At 70.1% G+C, this 15,758-nt stretch carries 16 protein-coding genes; 9 read left to right on the top strand and 7 right to left on the bottom strand.

Annotation, left to right across the window (positions count from 1 at the left end):
- Together ACSBPG_RS15925 and ACSBPG_RS15920 are read right to left on the bottom strand one after the other, a co-directional pair.
- On the bottom strand, positions 1–1,320 hold the full coding sequence (locus ACSBPG_RS15925) for a KGGVGR-motif variant AAA ATPase (RefSeq protein WP_435538168.1): 1,320 nt from the start codon (positions 1,318–1,320) through the stop codon (positions 1–3).
- Between the two features lie 35 nt (positions 1,321–1,355).
- Positions 1,356–1,787 carry a hypothetical protein gene (locus ACSBPG_RS15920; protein WP_435538167.1) on the bottom strand — a complete coding sequence of 144 codons (432 nt, stop codon included), beginning with the start codon at positions 1,785–1,787 and terminating at the stop codon, positions 1,356–1,358.
- 116 nt (positions 1,788–1,903) lie between these two features.
- On the opposite strand from ACSBPG_RS15920, the gene xseA reads away from it, so the two are divergent.
- Positions 1,904–3,505 carry an exodeoxyribonuclease VII large subunit gene (xseA, locus tag ACSBPG_RS15915; protein ID WP_435538166.1) on the top strand — a complete coding sequence of 534 codons (1,602 nt, stop codon included), beginning with the start codon at positions 1,904–1,906 and terminating at the stop codon, positions 3,503–3,505.
- A gap of 72 nt (positions 3,506–3,577) precedes the next feature.
- Positions 3,578–3,928 carry a hypothetical protein gene (locus tag ACSBPG_RS15910; RefSeq protein ID WP_435538165.1) on the top strand — a complete coding sequence of 117 codons (351 nt, stop codon included), beginning with the start codon at positions 3,578–3,580 and terminating at the stop codon, positions 3,926–3,928.
- 10 nt (positions 3,929–3,938) lie between these two features.
- Here the strand turns inward: ACSBPG_RS15910 and ACSBPG_RS15905 are convergent, their stop codons facing one another.
- The 3 genes from ACSBPG_RS15905 to ACSBPG_RS15895 all read right to left on the bottom strand — a co-directional run bounded on the left by ACSBPG_RS15905 (position 3,939) and on the right by ACSBPG_RS15895 (position 5,150).
- Positions 3,939–4,220 (bottom strand): helix-turn-helix domain-containing protein, encoded by a 282-nt coding sequence (locus tag ACSBPG_RS15905; protein WP_435538164.1) that lies wholly within the window; start codon positions 4,218–4,220, stop codon positions 3,939–3,941.
- On the bottom strand, positions 4,217–4,474 hold the full coding sequence (locus tag ACSBPG_RS15900; protein ID WP_435538163.1) for a type II toxin-antitoxin system RelE/ParE family toxin: 258 nt from the start codon (positions 4,472–4,474) through the stop codon (positions 4,217–4,219). The genes ACSBPG_RS15905 and ACSBPG_RS15900 overlap by 4 nt, the downstream gene beginning before the upstream one ends.
- Positions 4,475–4,646: 172 nt before the next feature.
- Complete coding sequence (locus tag ACSBPG_RS15895; RefSeq protein WP_435538162.1) at positions 4,647–5,150, bottom strand: hypothetical protein; 504 nt, start codon at positions 5,148–5,150, stop codon at positions 4,647–4,649.
- A gap of 251 nt (positions 5,151–5,401) precedes the next feature.
- Between ACSBPG_RS15895 and ACSBPG_RS15890 the strand changes: the two genes are divergently transcribed.
- The 6 genes from ACSBPG_RS15890 to nifW all read left to right on the top strand — a co-directional run bounded on the left by ACSBPG_RS15890 (position 5,402) and on the right by nifW (position 10,417).
- The gene (locus ACSBPG_RS15890) at positions 5,402–5,782 is read left to right on the top strand and encodes a HesB/IscA family protein (RefSeq protein ID WP_435538161.1); all 381 of its coding nucleotides are present in this window, start codon (positions 5,402–5,404) and stop codon (positions 5,780–5,782) included.
- Positions 5,783–5,820: 38 nt separating this feature from the next.
- Positions 5,821–6,753, top strand: coding sequence for a Fe-S cluster assembly protein NifU (gene nifU, locus ACSBPG_RS15885; protein ID WP_435538160.1), 933 nt, complete (start codon positions 5,821–5,823; stop codon positions 6,751–6,753).
- 4 nt (positions 6,754–6,757) lie between these two features.
- Positions 6,758–7,960, top strand: a complete 1,203-nt coding sequence (gene nifS / locus ACSBPG_RS15880; protein ID WP_435538159.1) for a cysteine desulfurase NifS — start codon at positions 6,758–6,760, stop codon at positions 7,958–7,960.
- Between the two features lie 164 nt (positions 7,961–8,124).
- Positions 8,125–9,282, top strand: a complete 1,158-nt coding sequence (nifV, locus tag ACSBPG_RS15875) for a homocitrate synthase (RefSeq protein WP_435538158.1) — start codon at positions 8,125–8,127, stop codon at positions 9,280–9,282.
- A gap of 14 nt (positions 9,283–9,296) precedes the next feature.
- The gene (gene cysE, locus ACSBPG_RS15870; RefSeq protein ID WP_435538157.1) at positions 9,297–10,094 is read left to right on the top strand and encodes a serine O-acetyltransferase; all 798 of its coding nucleotides are present in this window, start codon (positions 9,297–9,299) and stop codon (positions 10,092–10,094) included.
- Positions 10,091–10,417, top strand: a complete 327-nt coding sequence (gene nifW, locus ACSBPG_RS15865; RefSeq protein WP_435538156.1) for a nitrogenase-stabilizing/protective protein NifW — start codon at positions 10,091–10,093, stop codon at positions 10,415–10,417. The genes cysE and nifW overlap by 4 nt, the downstream gene beginning before the upstream one ends.
- Positions 10,418–10,540: 123 nt before the next feature.
- Here the strand turns inward: nifW and ACSBPG_RS15860 are convergent, their stop codons facing one another.
- Both ACSBPG_RS15860 and ACSBPG_RS15855 read right to left on the bottom strand, forming a co-directional pair.
- The gene (locus ACSBPG_RS15860; protein ID WP_435538155.1) at positions 10,541–13,681 is read right to left on the bottom strand and encodes an efflux RND transporter permease subunit; all 3,141 of its coding nucleotides are present in this window, start codon (positions 13,679–13,681) and stop codon (positions 10,541–10,543) included.
- Positions 13,678–14,877 (bottom strand): efflux RND transporter periplasmic adaptor subunit, encoded by a 1,200-nt coding sequence (locus tag ACSBPG_RS15855; protein WP_435538154.1) that lies wholly within the window; start codon positions 14,875–14,877, stop codon positions 13,678–13,680. The genes ACSBPG_RS15860 and ACSBPG_RS15855 overlap by 4 nt, the downstream gene beginning before the upstream one ends.
- Positions 14,878–14,980: 103 nt before the next feature.
- Here ACSBPG_RS15855 and ACSBPG_RS15850 point away from each other — a divergent pair, with 103 nt between their 5' ends.
- Positions 14,981–15,658: a TetR family transcriptional regulator gene (locus tag ACSBPG_RS15850; protein ID WP_435538153.1), complete on the top strand. Its 678-nt coding sequence runs from the start codon at positions 14,981–14,983 to the stop codon at positions 15,656–15,658.
- The last annotated feature ends 100 nt before the right edge of the window (positions 15,659–15,758 follow it).

Below are 15,758 nucleotides of genomic sequence, written 5' to 3'. Positions count from 1 at the left end.
TCAGGCTCCGTCGTTTCTCAAGAGCAGGAGCTCTTTGGCTCCGCCAATGAATGCTTGAAATGCCGGACCGATCAGAGCCCACTGGTCCTCCAGGGTCCGGTCCGTCAGGTTCGCCCGGCGCACGGCAGCCGTGAATGCAGTCGGCAATGGGAAATGAGGGGCAGCCTCATCCTGCTCGATGAACGAATAGGGGCCATCGCCTTCATCGTAGATCCGCTGCCACGTCTCATAGGACCGTCGGCGCCAGCGTTCTTGCGACTCGCCGACATCTTCCAGCATTGACGCCACGCACTTCAGGCGCAGACGAAGATCGTCGTATTCGTCGCTCGTCCCGATCTGGGCGGAGCGGCGGAGATGATCGAGCCATCGCCCGTAGGCATCCCAATTCTGAGGCTCGTCCCTTCCGAAGAGGAACACCTGTGCTCCGAGTTGGGTCACCACGGCGGCCCCGGTGTCGTGCAGACCGGCGCGCGCGTCGATCAGCACCACATCCGGCGGCGTTGGATCCCTGGCCAACGTAGAGACAAGGCGGTCCAGGCGATCAGCCAGGCGCTCAAGCCCGTGGTCGGGAAAGGCCGTGGGCATATAGACGCGCCCGACCTTGGCGACGTAGTCGCGGGTCTTGTGGCCATAGGCGGGAATCACCTGAACATCGCCGCTGAACCCGTTGGCGTTGACCGCCGGCGCGCGGATACGGAAGTCGTCGACCAACGACGCCGGGGCGTCGCCGACCAGCGCCTCGGTCAACCAGTCGACCACGCCGAAATCCGGCAGGTCCTCGCCGAGAAGCAACGCTCCCATTCCGGGAGCCTCAAGATCGAGGTCGATGACCGTCACGCGGTGGCCGTCGCGCGCCAGCGCCAGCGCGAGAACCGCAAGCGCGGTGCTGCGGCCGACACCGCCCTTGATGCTGAAGCCGACACCGAGCGGCAACACCGGCTGCACACGCAGTGGCGGACGCAACCAATCCTGGTTCGTTTGCAAACGATCAAGGAGGCGGATGCGAGGTTCCGAACGATCAACCAAAACAAGTGTGGGATCATCAAAGATCAGGTTCGGGGCGATATGCTCGCCCGGCAGGAGAGCGATGTCATCTCCCGGCAGACCATGGCGGCCAAGCAGCGGGCGCAACGCATCGCGAAAGCCGTCGATGCCCCCGCTGCCTTCCCCGAAGGCATCGTCGACGGGCAGAACGACGCCGCACCGCCCGAACGGATCGCGGGTAATGACGATGAACCGCCCTTGGGGAATGTGGATGCGCCCGTCCCCGATCCATGACACGATCAGGGTGTTGGCATTGTCCAGGGCGTCGTCGAACATAACCGGACGATCCATCCTGATTCCCCCTTGCGCCCCTAGGGCATCAAACCAGCCTGCCGGAGGATGACTTGCACCGCCCTCCGGCGAACGTCCCGGCGCGGCCCCCCGCCATCGTCGGCGTCAATATCATTGCAGATGAACGCCGTGTTCGCATACCGGTCGTCTATGCTCCAGGAATCGAACGGATTTGCGCCGCTGAGCGTCGCCTGAAGCTGATTGAAACGCACGGGGTCGATCAACGCCGCAGCCTGCCCCCAGAGCTTGTCGATGTGCATCCGCGGCGCACCGGAAAGCGACGTCGCATAGGACGTGCAGATCGCATGCTTCACCGCGCATTCCGCAGCGATGCCGACATGGTGGTCCGCCGCCGCCGTACGCGTTGCGTACAGTTCCTCTGCGTCGTGCCAATGGCGTTTCGCCGCGTCGGCAAAATCCTCCGGACAGCGCGACGGCCTGTGCCTGACCATTCAATGCGCCTCACCCATGGCATGCCCGTCCTGTTCCGAGCGGACGACCAGGACTTTCATGGCACCCCATCCTTCACGCTTGTTGCCGACACCAAGCCTTGTATCATGGCGCCGCCATGACTCAAGACCTGGATCCCTCCCCCCTCGTCGCCCCTGCTCCGCGCCCGGGGTCGAACCTGCCGGAATACTCGGTCGGCGACCTCGCGCGCGCCCTCAAGCGGACGCTGGAGGACACCTACGGCTTCGTCCGCGTGCGCGGCGAGATCTCGCAGCCCAAGCGCCATTCCTCGGGGCACTGCTACCTGCGGCTGAAGGACGACACCGCCGTGCTGGAGGCGGTGTGCTGGCGCGGCACCGTCGCCAAGCTGGCGGTCAAGCCCGAGGAGGGGCTGGAGGTCATCGTCACCGGGCGCATCACCACCTATCCCGGCCGCTCGCAGTACCAGCTCGTCATCGAGACCATGGAGCTGGCCGGCGAGGGCGCGCTGCTGAAGATGCTGGAGGAGCGCAAGCACCGCCTCGCCGCCGAAGGGCTGTTCGACCCGGCGCGCAAGAAGCCGCTGCCCTTCCTGCCCGAGGTCATCGGCGTCGTCACCTCACCGACCGGGGCGGTGATCCGCGACATCCTGCACCGTCTCGACGACCGCTTCCCGCGCCATGTGCTGCTGTGGCCGGTGGCGGTGCAGGGCGAGGCCGCCGCGGCCCAGGTCGCCGCCGCCATCGCCGGCTTCAACCGTCTGGCGCCCGGCGGCCCGGTGCCGCGCCCCGACGTGCTGATCGTCGCGCGCGGCGGCGGCTCGCTGGAGGACCTGATGGCCTTCAACGAGGAGGTGGTGGTGCGTGCCGCCGCGGCGAGCGCCATTCCGCTGATCTCCGCCGTCGGCCACGAGACCGACACCACCCTGATCGACCACGCCGCCGACCGCCGCGCCCCGACCCCGACCGCGGCGGCCGAGATGGCGGTGCCGGTGCGCGCCGAGCTGCTGGCCCAGGTGCTGGACGGCGCCCGCCGGATGGTCGGCTGCACCCACCGCCTGCTGGAGGAGCGGCGCAACCGGATCGAAGGGCTGGCGCGCGGCCTCGGCGATCCGCGGGCGCTGCTGGAGGGCCACGCCCAGCGCCTCGACGACCGCGCCGAGCGCCTCGACCTGGCGCTGGCCGCCCTGCTGGAGCGCCGCCGCACCCGCGCCGCCGAGCTCGGCGCCCGCCTGCGCCACCCCCGGGAGAAGCTGTCCGACGCCCGCGCCGCCCTGACCCTGCAGGCCCGCGGCCTCGACGCCGGCCTGCGCCAGGCCGTGCTGCGGGCCGGCAGCCAGTTCGAGCGCACCGCCGGGCGGCTCTCCCTGCGCCCGGTGACGATCCGCGTCGCCGACGGCGCCCGCCGGCTCGCCGACCTGACGCCGCGGCTGGAGCGCGGCTACGCCAAGGCGGTGGAGGAACGCGCCGCCCGCCTCGCCGCCGCCGGCCAGCTCCTGGAGAGCTATTCCTACAAGGGGGTGCTGGCCCGCGGCTTCGCCCTGGTGGAGGACCGCGACGGCCGCCCTCTGACCAGCGCCGCCGACGCCACCCCGGGTCGGCCGGTCACGCTCGTCTTCCACGACGGACGCGCCGAGGCGACGGTGGACGGTGCGGCGAAGCGCCCGGCCGTGATGCGCGAGAAGCCGGCGGTGAAGGAGCACAAACCCTACAAGGCACCGGTGCAGGGGGATTTGTTCTGACGCAACTCCGATGAAACCGCCCTGCGCATCGATGGCCACACCTGCTGCAACCGGGTGTTCCAGAACGAGGCGGTGGTCATCCACATCATCCGCCCGACCCGCGCCGCGGTGGTGGTGGCCGAGGTGCTCGGCGCGCATCGCCCGGCGCTGCGGGTGTCCGAGCTCCACCGCTCCCAGCAAGACCATGCCACGATTGGCAGGTCTGTCCCGCGCATCAGTTGCGCGACTGCACTTCCGCCATCGAGGCAGGCGATGCGGCCTTCCCCACGGATGAAGGCGCTCTTCCTGCGCGTCTTCGCCCTGGCCCGGCGACGCCACGCCCTGGCGCCAGCACGCGACGCCAATACCGGCAAAGGCTGGAACGCGATCTCCGCGCCATCCTCAACATCCTACGCAGGAAGCCGATCCCGGCACCGGGTTTGAGCAGTTATCGTCAGGCAGCCTTCACCAGATGCATCTCGACGCGCAGACCGGCGGCGACCGCCATATTGACCAGCGTGTCCAGACCGAACAGAGCGATCTTGCCGCGCATCAGGTCGGAGATGCGCGGCTGGGTCACGCCGAGCCGCCGAGCCGCCTCGGCCTGGGTCCAGCCCTGCTCGCGGATGCGCGCTTCCAGTTCCATCATCAACGCCGCACGGAGCTTCATGTTTTCCGCCTCGGCCGGCGTATCCTCGATTGCGTCCCAGACGCTGGCGAACCGGTCTTCACTCATCGTTGCCGCTCCTTCAGCAGGTCGCCATACCGCCGCGCGGCCAATTCGATGTCCGCGCCGGCCGTCTTCTGCGTCTTCTTTTGGAAACAGTGCAGCACGTAAACCGCTTCCGCAAACTTCGCCACATAGATGACCCGGAAGGCTCCATCGGGATCGCGAATGCGGATCTCCTGAACCCCGGAGCCGATCGACGGCATCGGCTTCCAGTCCTTCCTCGCCGCCGCGCTGAATCTTGTCGAGTTGGAAGCCCGCATTCCGCCGCGCCCCTTCCGGGAAGGCCCGGAGGCCGTCGAGGGCACTGCCACGGAAGGCGATGGGCTTGGGGTCCTTCATGGCGATGGATCATACAAGATTTTATATGTGCGGAGAAGTCGCGAGGCAGTTGGTCGCGTCGGGCGCCGCCCGACGCGACCACGTCCACCCCCGCTACTCCCCCTCCCCCGCCACGTCCCGCGCCAGGCCGGCGATCACCCTCCAGCCCACGTGGTCGTCGGGGTCGATCCGCTCCAGCTTGGCCAGCAGTTCGTTGGCCTCGGCGAACAAGCCGCGCTTCAGGCGGATGAACGCCAGCGCCTTGAGGGTGAACAGGGCGAAGCGCGGCGCCCCCGGCGCCGGCCAGTCGGTGCCGCCGGCCTCCAGGAGCCGCCAGTCGGCCGGCCAGCCGCCGAGTGCTGCGGCGCCGTCCAGGCCGATCAGCGCCACCCGCTCGGCGTCGGCGTAGCGGGCGCGGTTGAAGTAGAACTTGTAGAGCGCGAAGAACACCGGCAGCACCCGCGGCCCCGCCTGGTGCGCCTGCCACAGCAGCGCCTCGCAGCGCGCCTCGTCGTGGCGCGCCGCCACCGCCTCCTGCAGCAGCGCGTCGACGCGCTCCGGCACATCGCCGAAAGCCATGCGGCCGTCGGGAATGCGCAGTTCGATCGGTCGGACCATCCCCTCCCCCTTTTCTGTCGGACCTCGCCCAATACCCACATTTTCCGTGTGGCGTCATCGCGCCCATGCAAGCGGCAGGCCGGCCCGAATCCGGGGGGTCTTGTCGTGAACCCGACAGCCCCTTGTCGCAAACGCGTCAGGTCGCCGCACCACAAGGCCGACCCAAGCCCTTGGAAACGCACGCATCCTTTGGTTGGCCCGAGAGTTGCTTGAAGCACGGGCAGACACGCTGACCAGCAAGGAGGCGAGACATGGTGACGCTGACGGATTCGGCGGTGGCCACTCTGGAACGGGTGCTGGCGGGGTCCGCTCCGGCGGCGCGCGGCCTGCGCATCGCCGTGGCCGACGGCGGCTGCGCCGGGCTGAAGTACCAGATGGGTCTGGAGGTCGAGCCGGGCGACGACGACGCGGTGCTGGAGTTCGGCCCGGTCACCGTCTTCGTCGACGCCGCCAGCCAACCGTTCCTCGACGGCGTCGTCGTCGACTTCGTGGAGGGCATCGAGGGCTCGGGCTTCCGCTTCGACAACCCCAACGCCACCGGCTCCTGCGGCTGCGGCAAGTCGTTCTCGGCCGGGACCTGCTCGACGCCGCCCGCGTCCGCCGCCGGCGGCTGCGGCAGCCACGCCCACTGAGCACCCCCACGCCGACCCAGGAAAAGGCAGATCCCGCCATGTGGAACTACACCGACAAGGTCAAGGAGCACTTCTTCAACCCGAAGAACGCGGGCGTGCTGGACGACGCCAACGCGGTCGGCGAGGTCGGCTCCATCTCCTGCGGCGACGCGCTGAAGCTGATGCTGAAGGTCAACCCCGACACCGAGGTGATCGAGGACGCGCGCTTCCAGACCTTCGGCTGCGGCTCGGCCATCGCCTCCTCCTCGGCGCTCACCGAGCTGATCATCGGCCGGACGGTCGAGGCCGCGCTGGCGCTGACCAACCGCGACATCGCCGACTATCTCGGCGGCCTGCCGCCGGAGAAGATGCACTGTTCGGTCATGGGGGCGGAGGCGCTGCACGCCGCCATCGCCGCCTACAAGGGCGAGGCGTGGGCCGACGATCACGAGGAGGGCGAGCTCGTCTGCAAGTGCTTCGGCGTCGACGCGGCGATGATCGAGCGGGCGGTGACGGTGAACAACCTCTCCACGCTCGAGGAGGTGACGCACTACACCAAGGCCGGCGGCTCCTGCCAGACCTGCCACGAGAAGATCGAGGAGGTGCTGGAGGCGGTCCTCGCCAAGGCCGGCAAGGAGATCGGCGCCAAGGCGCAGAAGGGCATGGTCGGCGGCATGGTCGGCCTCGACGCCATCAAGCCGCTGCAGGCCAAGACCCCGGCGCCGACCGCGGCGGGCAAGATGACCAACGTGCAGCGGATGCAGGCGATCATGCTGGCGATCGAGGAGATCCGGCCGCAGGTCCAGCGCGACGGCGGCGACGTCGAACTCGTCGACATCGACGGCAAGGACATCTACGTGCGCCTCAGCGGCGCCTGCTCCGGCTGTTCCCAGTCGGCCGGCACCATGATGGGGGTGCAGATGAAGCTGGTGGAGAAGCTGGGCGAGTTCGTGCGGGTCAAGCCCGCCTCCCTGATGCCGGCGGGGGCCTGAGACGATGACCGGGATCTATCTCGACAACAACGCCACCACCCGCGTCGACCCGCTGGTGCTGGCGGAGATGCTGCCGCTGTTCACCGAGCAGTTCGGCAACGCGTCCTCCATGCACGGCTTCGGCGGCGCCGTCGGCGGCAAGATCGAATGGGCGCGCCAGCAGGTGCAGGCGCTCCTGGGCGCCGCCCACGACAGCGAGATCGTCTTCACCTCGGGCGGCACCGAGAGCGACAGCACCGCCATCCTCTCGACCCTGGAGGCGTACCCGAAGAAGCGCGAGATCGTCACCAGCGTGGTCGAGCATCCGGCCGTGCTGTCGCTCTGCGAGTACCTGGAGAAGAAGCGCGGCTACACCGTCCACCGCATCCCGGTGAACGGCAAGGGCGACCTCGACCTGGAGGCCTACCAGCGGGCCCTCTCGGAGAACGTCGCCATCGTCTCCATCATGTGGGCCAACAACGAGACCGGCACCCTCTTCCCGGTCGAGGAGCTGGCGGCCAGGGCCAAGGCGGCGGGCGCGCTGTTCCACACCGACGCCGTCCAGGCCGTCGGCAAGATCCCCATGCGGCTGGCCGACAGCGCCATCGACCTGCTGTCGCTCTCGGGCCACAAGCTGCACGCGCCCAAGGGCGTCGGCGCCCTCTACGTCAAGCGCGGCACCCGCTTCCGGCCGCTGCTGCGGGGCGGCCACCAGGAGCGCTCGCGCCGCGCCGGTACCGAGAACGCGCCCGGCATCGTCGGGCTGGGGGCGGCGTCGGAGCTGGCGCTGCACCACATGGCGGAGGAGAACACCCGGGTGCGGGCGCTGCGCGACCGGCTGGAGCGCGGCCTGCTCGACGCCATCCCCAACTGCTTCGTCACCGGCAACCCGGACAACCGGCTGCCCAACACCTGCAACGTCGCCTTCGAGTACATCGAGGGCGAGGCGATCCTGCTGCTCCTCAACGAGCACGGCATCGCCGCCTCCTCGGGGTCGGCCTGCACCTCGGGCTCGCTGGAGCCGAGCCACGTCATGCGGGCCATGGGCGTGCCCTACACGGCGGCCCACGGCGCCACCCGCTTCTCCCTGTCGCGGGAGACGACGGACGAGGAGATCGACACCGTCGTCCGGGTGATGCCGGAGATCATCGCCCGCCTGCGGGCGCTGTCGCCCTACTGGTCGGGGGCCGGCGCGGCGCCGAAGGCGTTCCAGCCGGTCTACGCGTAGCGCCGGGACCAGGGGGACGTGGTTGCGCCGACCCCCCACCCAACCCTCCCCCACTGACGCGGGGGAGGGAACGGTTCCTCCCCCCGCGAAGTGGGGGGAGGTTAGGAGGGGGGCTGGCGCAACCACGCTCCCCGAACGCGTATCGCCTCCCGAGGATGCCGAGCATGCCGAAGTCCGGGTTCGTCACCGTCAACGACACCACCTTGCGCGACGGCGAGCAGACGGCGGGCGTGGCCTTCACCCTGGAGGAGAAGCTCGCCATCGCCCGCGCGCTCGACACTGCCGGCGTGCCGGAACTGGAGATCGGCATCCCGGCGATGGGCGAGGAGGAGTGCGAGGGCATCCGCGCCGTCGCCGCCCTCGGCCTCAAGGCCCGGCTGATGCTGTGGTGCCGCATGCACGACGCCGACCTGCGCGCCGCCGCCGGCTGCGGGGTGGATTTCGTCAACCTGTCCATGCCGCTGTCGGACGTGCAGATCGCCCGCAAGCTCGGCCGCACCCGCGCCTGGGTGCTCTCGGAGATCGAGCGCAAGATCAAGGCGGCGCGCGACCGGGGCTGCGAGGTCAGCCTGGGCGGCGAGGATTCCAGCCGCGCCGACATGGACTTCCTGGTCACCGCGGCGACCGTGGCCCAGCTCGCCGGGGCGCGGCGCTTCCGCTTCGCCGACACCCTGGGGGTGCTCGACCCGTTCGAGACGCGCGCCCGCATCGAGCGGCTGCGCCGCGCCACCGACCTGGAGATCGAGATCCATGCCCACGACGACCTCGGTCTCGCCAACGCCAACTCGCTGGCCGCCGTGCTGGGCGGCGCCACCCACGTCAACACCACCGTCAACGGCCTGGGCGAGCGCGCCGGCAACGCGCCCCTGGAGGAGGTGGTGATGGCGCTGAAGGTGCTGCACGGCCGCGACACCGGGGTCGACACCCAGGCGCTCGGCGCCATCTCCGACCTGGTGGAGGCGGCGTCGAACCGGCCGGTCGCGGTCAACAAGTCGATCGTCGGCGACGCCGTCTTCACCCACGAGGCCGGCATCCACGTCGACGGGCTGCTGCGCGACCGCCGCACCTACCAGAACTTCGACCCGGCCGAGGTCGGGCGCGAGCACCGCATCGTGCTGGGCAAGCACTCCGGCACCGCGGCGGTGCGGATGGCCTACCGGCAGCTCGGCATCGCCGTCGACGACGCCACCGCCCGGCTCGTGCTGGCCGAGGTGCGCGCCCTCGCCACCCGGGCCAAGCGGCCGCCGTCGTCGGACGAGTTGCGCGCCTTCCTCGCCGCCGCCACCCTGCCCGCCCCCCTGTCCGTCGCCGTTCCCGCCTGAAGGGAGACGCCGCCATGGCCGCCGCTCTCTGGACCCTGCTCAAGGAAGACGTGGCCTGCGTGTTCGACCGCGACCCGGCGGCGCGCACGCGCTGGGAGGTGGTGACCTGCTATCCCGGGGTGCAGGCGGTGATCGGCCACCGCGTCGCCCACGCGCTGTGGAAACGCCGCCTGCTGTGGCCGGCCCGCTTCCTCGCCTACCTCGCGCGCGCGCTCACCAACGTCGACATCCACCCCGGGGCGCGCATCGGCCGGCGCTTCTTCATCGACCACGGCGCCTGCGTGGTGATCGGCGAGACCGCCGAGGTCGGCGACGACGTCACCCTCTACCACGGGGTGACGCTGGGCGGCACTTCGTGGAACCGCGGCAAGCGCCACCCGACCCTGGGCGACGGCGTGCTGGTGGGCTCGGGCGCCAAGATCCTCGGGCCGATCACCGTCGGTCGGGGGGCCCGGGTCGGCGCCAACTCGGTCGTCACCAAGGACGTCCCCGACGGCATGACGGTGGTCGGCATCCCCGGCCGCGTCGTGCGCCCGACGCCCAAGGCGCTGCCGCAGCACGGCATCGACCTCGACCACCACCTCATGCCCGATCCCGTGGGCAAGGCGATCGCCTGCCTGATCGACCACATCAACCGCATCGAGGCCCGCCTGGAGGCGCACACCGCCGCCGAGGCGGCCGCCGCCCCCTTCGACGGGGCGCGGCTCGGCGGCATCGTCTGCGCCGCCTGCGGCGACCTCTGCGACCAGGACGGCTGCTGCACCGTCGCCGCCCCTCCCCCCACCCCCACCCGCCGGAGTGCCACCCCATGAGCTTCAACGACGAGCTGGAGGACCTGGAGACCGCCGAGGACTTCCTGAGCTTCCTCGGCGTGCCCTTCGACCAGCGCGTGGTCCACGTCAACCGGCTGCACATCCTGCAGCGCTTCCACGACTATCTCGGCGCCGACGCGCCCATGGACGGGCTGGACGACGAGGCGCTGGCGGCGCGCTACCGCGCCCATCTGCTGCGCGCCTACACCGACTTCGTCACCTCGTCAGCCGTCGCCGAGAAGACCTTCAAGGTCCACAAGGAGGAGGCACGCAAGATGAGCGACCGCTTCGTGCCGCTCGATGCGCTGACCCTGCGCTCGTGAATAGTTCCGATGTATAATAGGAATATTATAAGATCATAAGAATATAAGAATTATTATAATCTTTCGATCTTACAATCTTTGCGCTTTTCATCCGAACGCCCCCGAAGCCGGAGAGCGCCCTTATCAGGCTTGGGTCGGCGTCTCACCCTGGACGGCCGCCACCGCCCTCTTGCCGCGCCGTTCGCGCGACAGCAGGCGGAAGAACAGCGGCACGAAGAAGATCGCCAGGAAGGTCGCCGCCAGCATGCCGCCGATGACGCCGGTGCCGATGGAGTGACGGCTGCCCGCACCGGCGCCCGAGCTGATCGCCAGCGGCACGCAGCCCAGGATGAAGGCGAGCGAGGTCATGACGATGGGGCGGAAGCGCAGGCGCGCCGCGTCCATCGCCGCGTCGAAGACGCTCAGGCCCTCGTGCTGGCGCTGCACCGCGAACTCGACGATCAGGATGGCGTTCTTGGCGGCCAGACCGATCAGGGTGACCAGGCCGATCTGGAAATAGACGTCGTTCTGCAGGCCGCGCAACCAGATCGCCAGCACCGCCCCGAACACCGCGAACGGCACCGCCGTCACCACGGCGATGGGCAGCGACCAGCGCTCGTACTGCGCCGCCAGGATCAGGAACACCATGATGATGCCGAAGACGAAGGCCTGCGCCGCCGTGCCCTGGGTCGCCTGCTCCTGGAAGGCGGAGCCGACGAAGCCGACGGAGAAGGTGTCGGGCAGCACCTTGGCCGCCGCCTCCTGGATCGCCGCCAGCGCCTGGCCGGAGCTGTAGCCGGGCGCCGGGTTGCCCATCACCTTGGCGGCGGGGAAGACGTTGAAGCGCTCCATCAGGTCGGGACCGATGATGCGCTTGACCGTCACCAGGCTGTCCAGCGGGATCATCTCGCCGGAGTTGGCCCGCACGAAGACGTGGCGCAGGTCCTCCGGCTTCTCGCGGAACTCCGGCTCCGACTGCAGGTTCACCCGGTAGGCGCGGCCGTAGAGCGTGAAGTCGTTGATGTAGAGGCTGCCGAAGGTGCTCTGCATCGTGTCGAAGATGACGTTGAGCGGCACGTCCAGCGCCTTCACCTTGTCGCGGTCGACGGTGACCCGGAACTGCGGCACCGACGTGGAGAAGGTGGTGCGCACGCCGGCCAGCTCGGGGCGCTTGGCCGCCTCCTGCACCAGCGCGTTGGTCGCCTGCATCAGCGCCTCGGCGTCGCCGCCGCCGCGGTTCTGGACGTAGAGCTCGAAGCCGCCGGTCGTGCTCATGCCGGTGATCGGCGGCGGGTTGAAGGACAGCACCATGGCGTCCTTGATGCCCGACGCCATGCCCATGAAGGCGCCGGTCAGGGCGCGCGCGTCCTGCGACGGCTCGCGGCGCTCCGACCAGTCCTTCAAGGTCACGAAGGAGACGCCGGCGCTGGTCTTGTTCGACATGGACAAGAGGTCGAAGCCGGCGAAGGTCACCACGTCGGCGACCGCCGGGTGGTTCATCAGCATGCCGTTGACGGTGTCGGTGACCGCCGCGGTGCGGCTCAGCGACGCCGCCGGCGGCAGCACCGGCATCATGAAGACGTAGCCCTGGTCCTCCTCCGGCGCCAGCGCCCCGGGGACGCGCTGGAACAGCGCCACGGTGCCGCCGATCAGCACGGCGAACAGGGTCAGGCTGAGCACGGCGCGGCGGGTGAAGAAGCGCACGCCGCGGAGATAGCCGCGGGTGACCCCGTCGAACCAGCGGTTGAAGACCCGGAACGGCCAGGCCGGCTCGCCGTGGCCGGGCTTGAGGATCAGCGCGCACAAGGCCGGCGTCAGGGTCAGCGCGACGATGCCGGAGATCACCACCGAGACGGCGATGGTGATGGCGAACTGCTTGTACATCTGCCCGGCCAGCCCGCCCATGAAGCCCACCGGCACGAACACCGCGCACAGCACCAGGACGATGGCGATGACCGGTCCGCTCACCTCCTCCATCGCCTCGAACGCGGCGTCGCGCGGCGACAGCTTGTCCTGGCTCATGATGCGCTCGACGTTCTCCAGCACGACGATGGCGTCGTCGACGACGATGCCGATCGCCAGCACCATGCCGAACAGGGTCAGCAGGTTGATGGAGAAGCCCAGCAGGTACATGCCGGCGAAGGTGCCGATCAGCGACACCGGCACCGCCAGCAGCGGGATCAGGGTGGCCCGCCAGTTCTGCAGGAAGATGAACACCACGGCGACGACGAGGATCAGCGCCTCGACGAAGGTGTGGATCACCTCGTCGATGGAGACCTGGACGAACTTCGTGGTGTCGAAGGGGATGGAATAGGCGATGCCCTCGGGGAAGCGCTTGGCGACCTCCGCCATCTTGACGCGCACCGCTTCCGCCGTCGCCAGGGCGTTGGCGCCGGGCTGCAGATAGACGCCGATGGCGACCGCCGGGCTGCCGTTGTAGGTGGCGACGAAGTTGTAGTCCTGGGCGCCCAGCTCGACCCGCGCCACGTCCTTCAGGCGCAGCGCCGCGCCGTTGCTGTCGGAGCGCAGGATGATGTTGCCGAACTCCTCCGGATCGAGCAGGCGGCCCGGCGTCGTCACGCTGTAGGTGAAGGTCTGCGGCGAGGCCATCGGCTCCTCGCCGAAGCGGCCGGCGGCGAACTGCGAGTTCTGCTCGCGCACCGCCGCGGCGACGTCGCTGGGCGTCAGGTCGAACTGCGCCAGCTTGTCCGGCCGCAGCCAGATGCGCATGGAGTAGTCCTTGGCCCCGAACAGCGAGGCGTCGCCCACGCCCGGGGTGCGCTTCAGGTCGTCGATGACGTTGAGGAGCGCGTAGTTCGACACGAACACCGGGTCGTAGCGCTTGTCCGGCGAGGACATGGTGACGACCTGGAGGATCGAGGTGGAGCGCTTGCGCACCGTCACCCCCTGGCGGCGGACCTCCTCGGGCAGGCGGGCCTGGGCGGCCTGGACGCGGTTGTTGACGTCGATGGTCGCCTGGTCGGGATCGGTGCCGATCTCGAAGGTGACGGTGACCGACACCGTGCCCGAGGACGAGCTGCTGGACCGCATGTAGAGCATGCGGTCGACGCCGTTGATCTGCTGCTCCAGCGGTGCCGCCACCGTCTCGGCGATCACCTCGGCGCTGGCGCCGGGATAGGTGGCGGAGACCACCACCTCCGGCGGCACGATCTCCGGATACTGCGAGATCGGCAGCGCCCGCATGGCGACGAGGCCGGCCAGCACGATGATCACCGAGAGCACCGTGGCGAAGACCGGACGGTCGATGAAGAAGCGGGAGATCATCGCGCCTGCCCCGTCTCGGCCGCGGCCTCCTTGACCGGCGGCGGGACCGCGCGCACGGTGGCGCCCGGGCGCACCTTGATGACGCCCTCGGTCACCACCCGCTCGCCGGGCTTCAGCCCGTCGGCCACCACGTAGTCCTGGCCGACGCTGCGCCCCAGCGCCACCGGGCGCACCTGGGCCTGCACCGCGCCCTCGCCCGGCACGACGTAGACGAAGGGGCCCTGGGGACCCTGCATCACCGCCTTCTGCGGCACCGTCACCGCGTCCTTCAGGGTCATGCCCTTCACCACCGCCCGCACGAACTGGCCGGGCATCAGCGTGCCATCGGGGTTGGGCACGACGGCGCGGGCCTGGATCGTGCCGGTCCTGGGGTCGACCGTGCGGTCGGTGTAGTCGAGCCGGCCGGCCCCCAGCACGCCGCCGGCGGTGGTGCGGACCTCGACCGCCAGGCGGCCGTCGGCGGGCAGGGCCACGTCGCCGCGCCGCACGGCGCCGCGGTAGAGCGCCGCCTCGGCGTCGGGAATGGCGAAGTTCACGTAGACCGGATCGAGCTGGGTGATGTGGGTCAGCAGGCTGTCGTCGGTGGCGGTGCCGATCAGGCTGCCCTCCGACACCACCTCGCGGCTGGTGACGCCGCTGACCGGCGCCCTGACCTCGGTGTAGGCGAGGTCGATGCGCGCCGCTTCCAGCTCGGCCTCGGCCACCGCGACGCTGGCCTTGGCGAGGTCGAGCGCCGACAGCGCCTCGTCGTGCTCGCGCCCGCTCACCGTGCCGCGGTCGTACAGCGGCGCGATGCGCTTCCAGTTGCGTTCGGCCTGCAGCAGCCGCGCCTGCTCCTGGCGCAGCTGCGCCTCGGCCCGCGCCAGCTTCACCCGGTAGGGCTCGGGATCGATGCGGAACAGCACCTCGCCCTGCTTGACCACCGCCCCCTCGACGTAGGCGCGCTCCAGGAGGATGCCGCCGACCCGCGCCCGCACCTCGACCTCGCGCGATCCGGTCACCCGGCCGGCGTACTCGAAGCCGAGCGGCACGTCGCGCGCCGCCGTCGTCATGGCGACCACCTCGGGCGGCGGCGGGGGCGCCTGCTGGGCCTGGGCGGCCTTGGGCGAATCGTCGCAGGCGGCGAGGGCCAGCACGCCGAGGACGAGGAAGGCGGCGGAAACGGTGGAAAGGCGGGGTGCTGAACGGCCGGTCATGGTGGATCCCGCGGAGCTTGTGCAGCGCACACTTGGCCCGCTATATACCGACAATCATGTATGTATGTAAAGATCGGTCACCGGCCGGCGGGGGGAAACGCTGATGGCGCGACGGACGAAGGAGGAGGCGGAGCGGACCCGCGACGCGATCCTCGACGCCGCGGAGGAACGGTTCCACGAGCGCGGGGTCGCCCGCACCAGCCTGGAGGAGGTGGCGCGGGCGGCCGGGGTGACGCGCGGCGCCGTCTACTGGCACTTCCGCGACAAGGTCGCCCTGTTCGAGGCGATGCAGGCGCGCGCCCGCCTGCCCCAGGCCGACGTGCTGGAATGGCTGCTCGACACCGATCACGAGGACTCGGTGGCGCGGCTCTGCGACACCCTCAACGACGTGATCGCCGTCATGGCGACCGACCTCCGCCGCCGCCGGGTCTTCACCATCCTCCACCACCGCTGCGAGTTCGTGGAGGACATGCGGGCGATCGCCCAGCGCAAGCAGGACCACATCGACCAGATGATCGAGCGGGCGGCGCGCTTCTTCGAGCGGGCGGCCCAGCGCGGCGAGCTGTCGCCGCTGTGGACGCCGGCCACGGCGGCGCTCGCCATGCACGCCCTGATGATGGGCCTGCTGGACCGCATGCTGCAGAGCGACACCCCCGAGGCGGCCGTCGCCCCGGCGCAGGCGTGCGTGACCGCCTTCTTCCGCTCGCTGCAGAAACGGCCCCTGGGCTCCCTCGCGCCGCGCCACGCGCCGCCACCCGATCCCGCTCCCGGCGTCGGCTAGCGGAGCCACACATCTCCCGGCGGGCGGCCCGCCCCTCTCCCGGTCCGGCCCGGGGCGGCGGGGGGCCTCGAGGAACGGCCGGTCCGCCCGCACCGCCGCG

The organism is Azospirillum sp. ST 5-10, from assembly GCF_051225715.1.
Classification (GTDB): Bacteria; Pseudomonadota; Alphaproteobacteria; order Azospirillales; family Azospirillaceae; genus Azospirillum.
The sequence above is the reverse complement of the archived record's forward strand: the minus strand, read 5'-3'. Positions and strand labels throughout refer to the sequence as shown.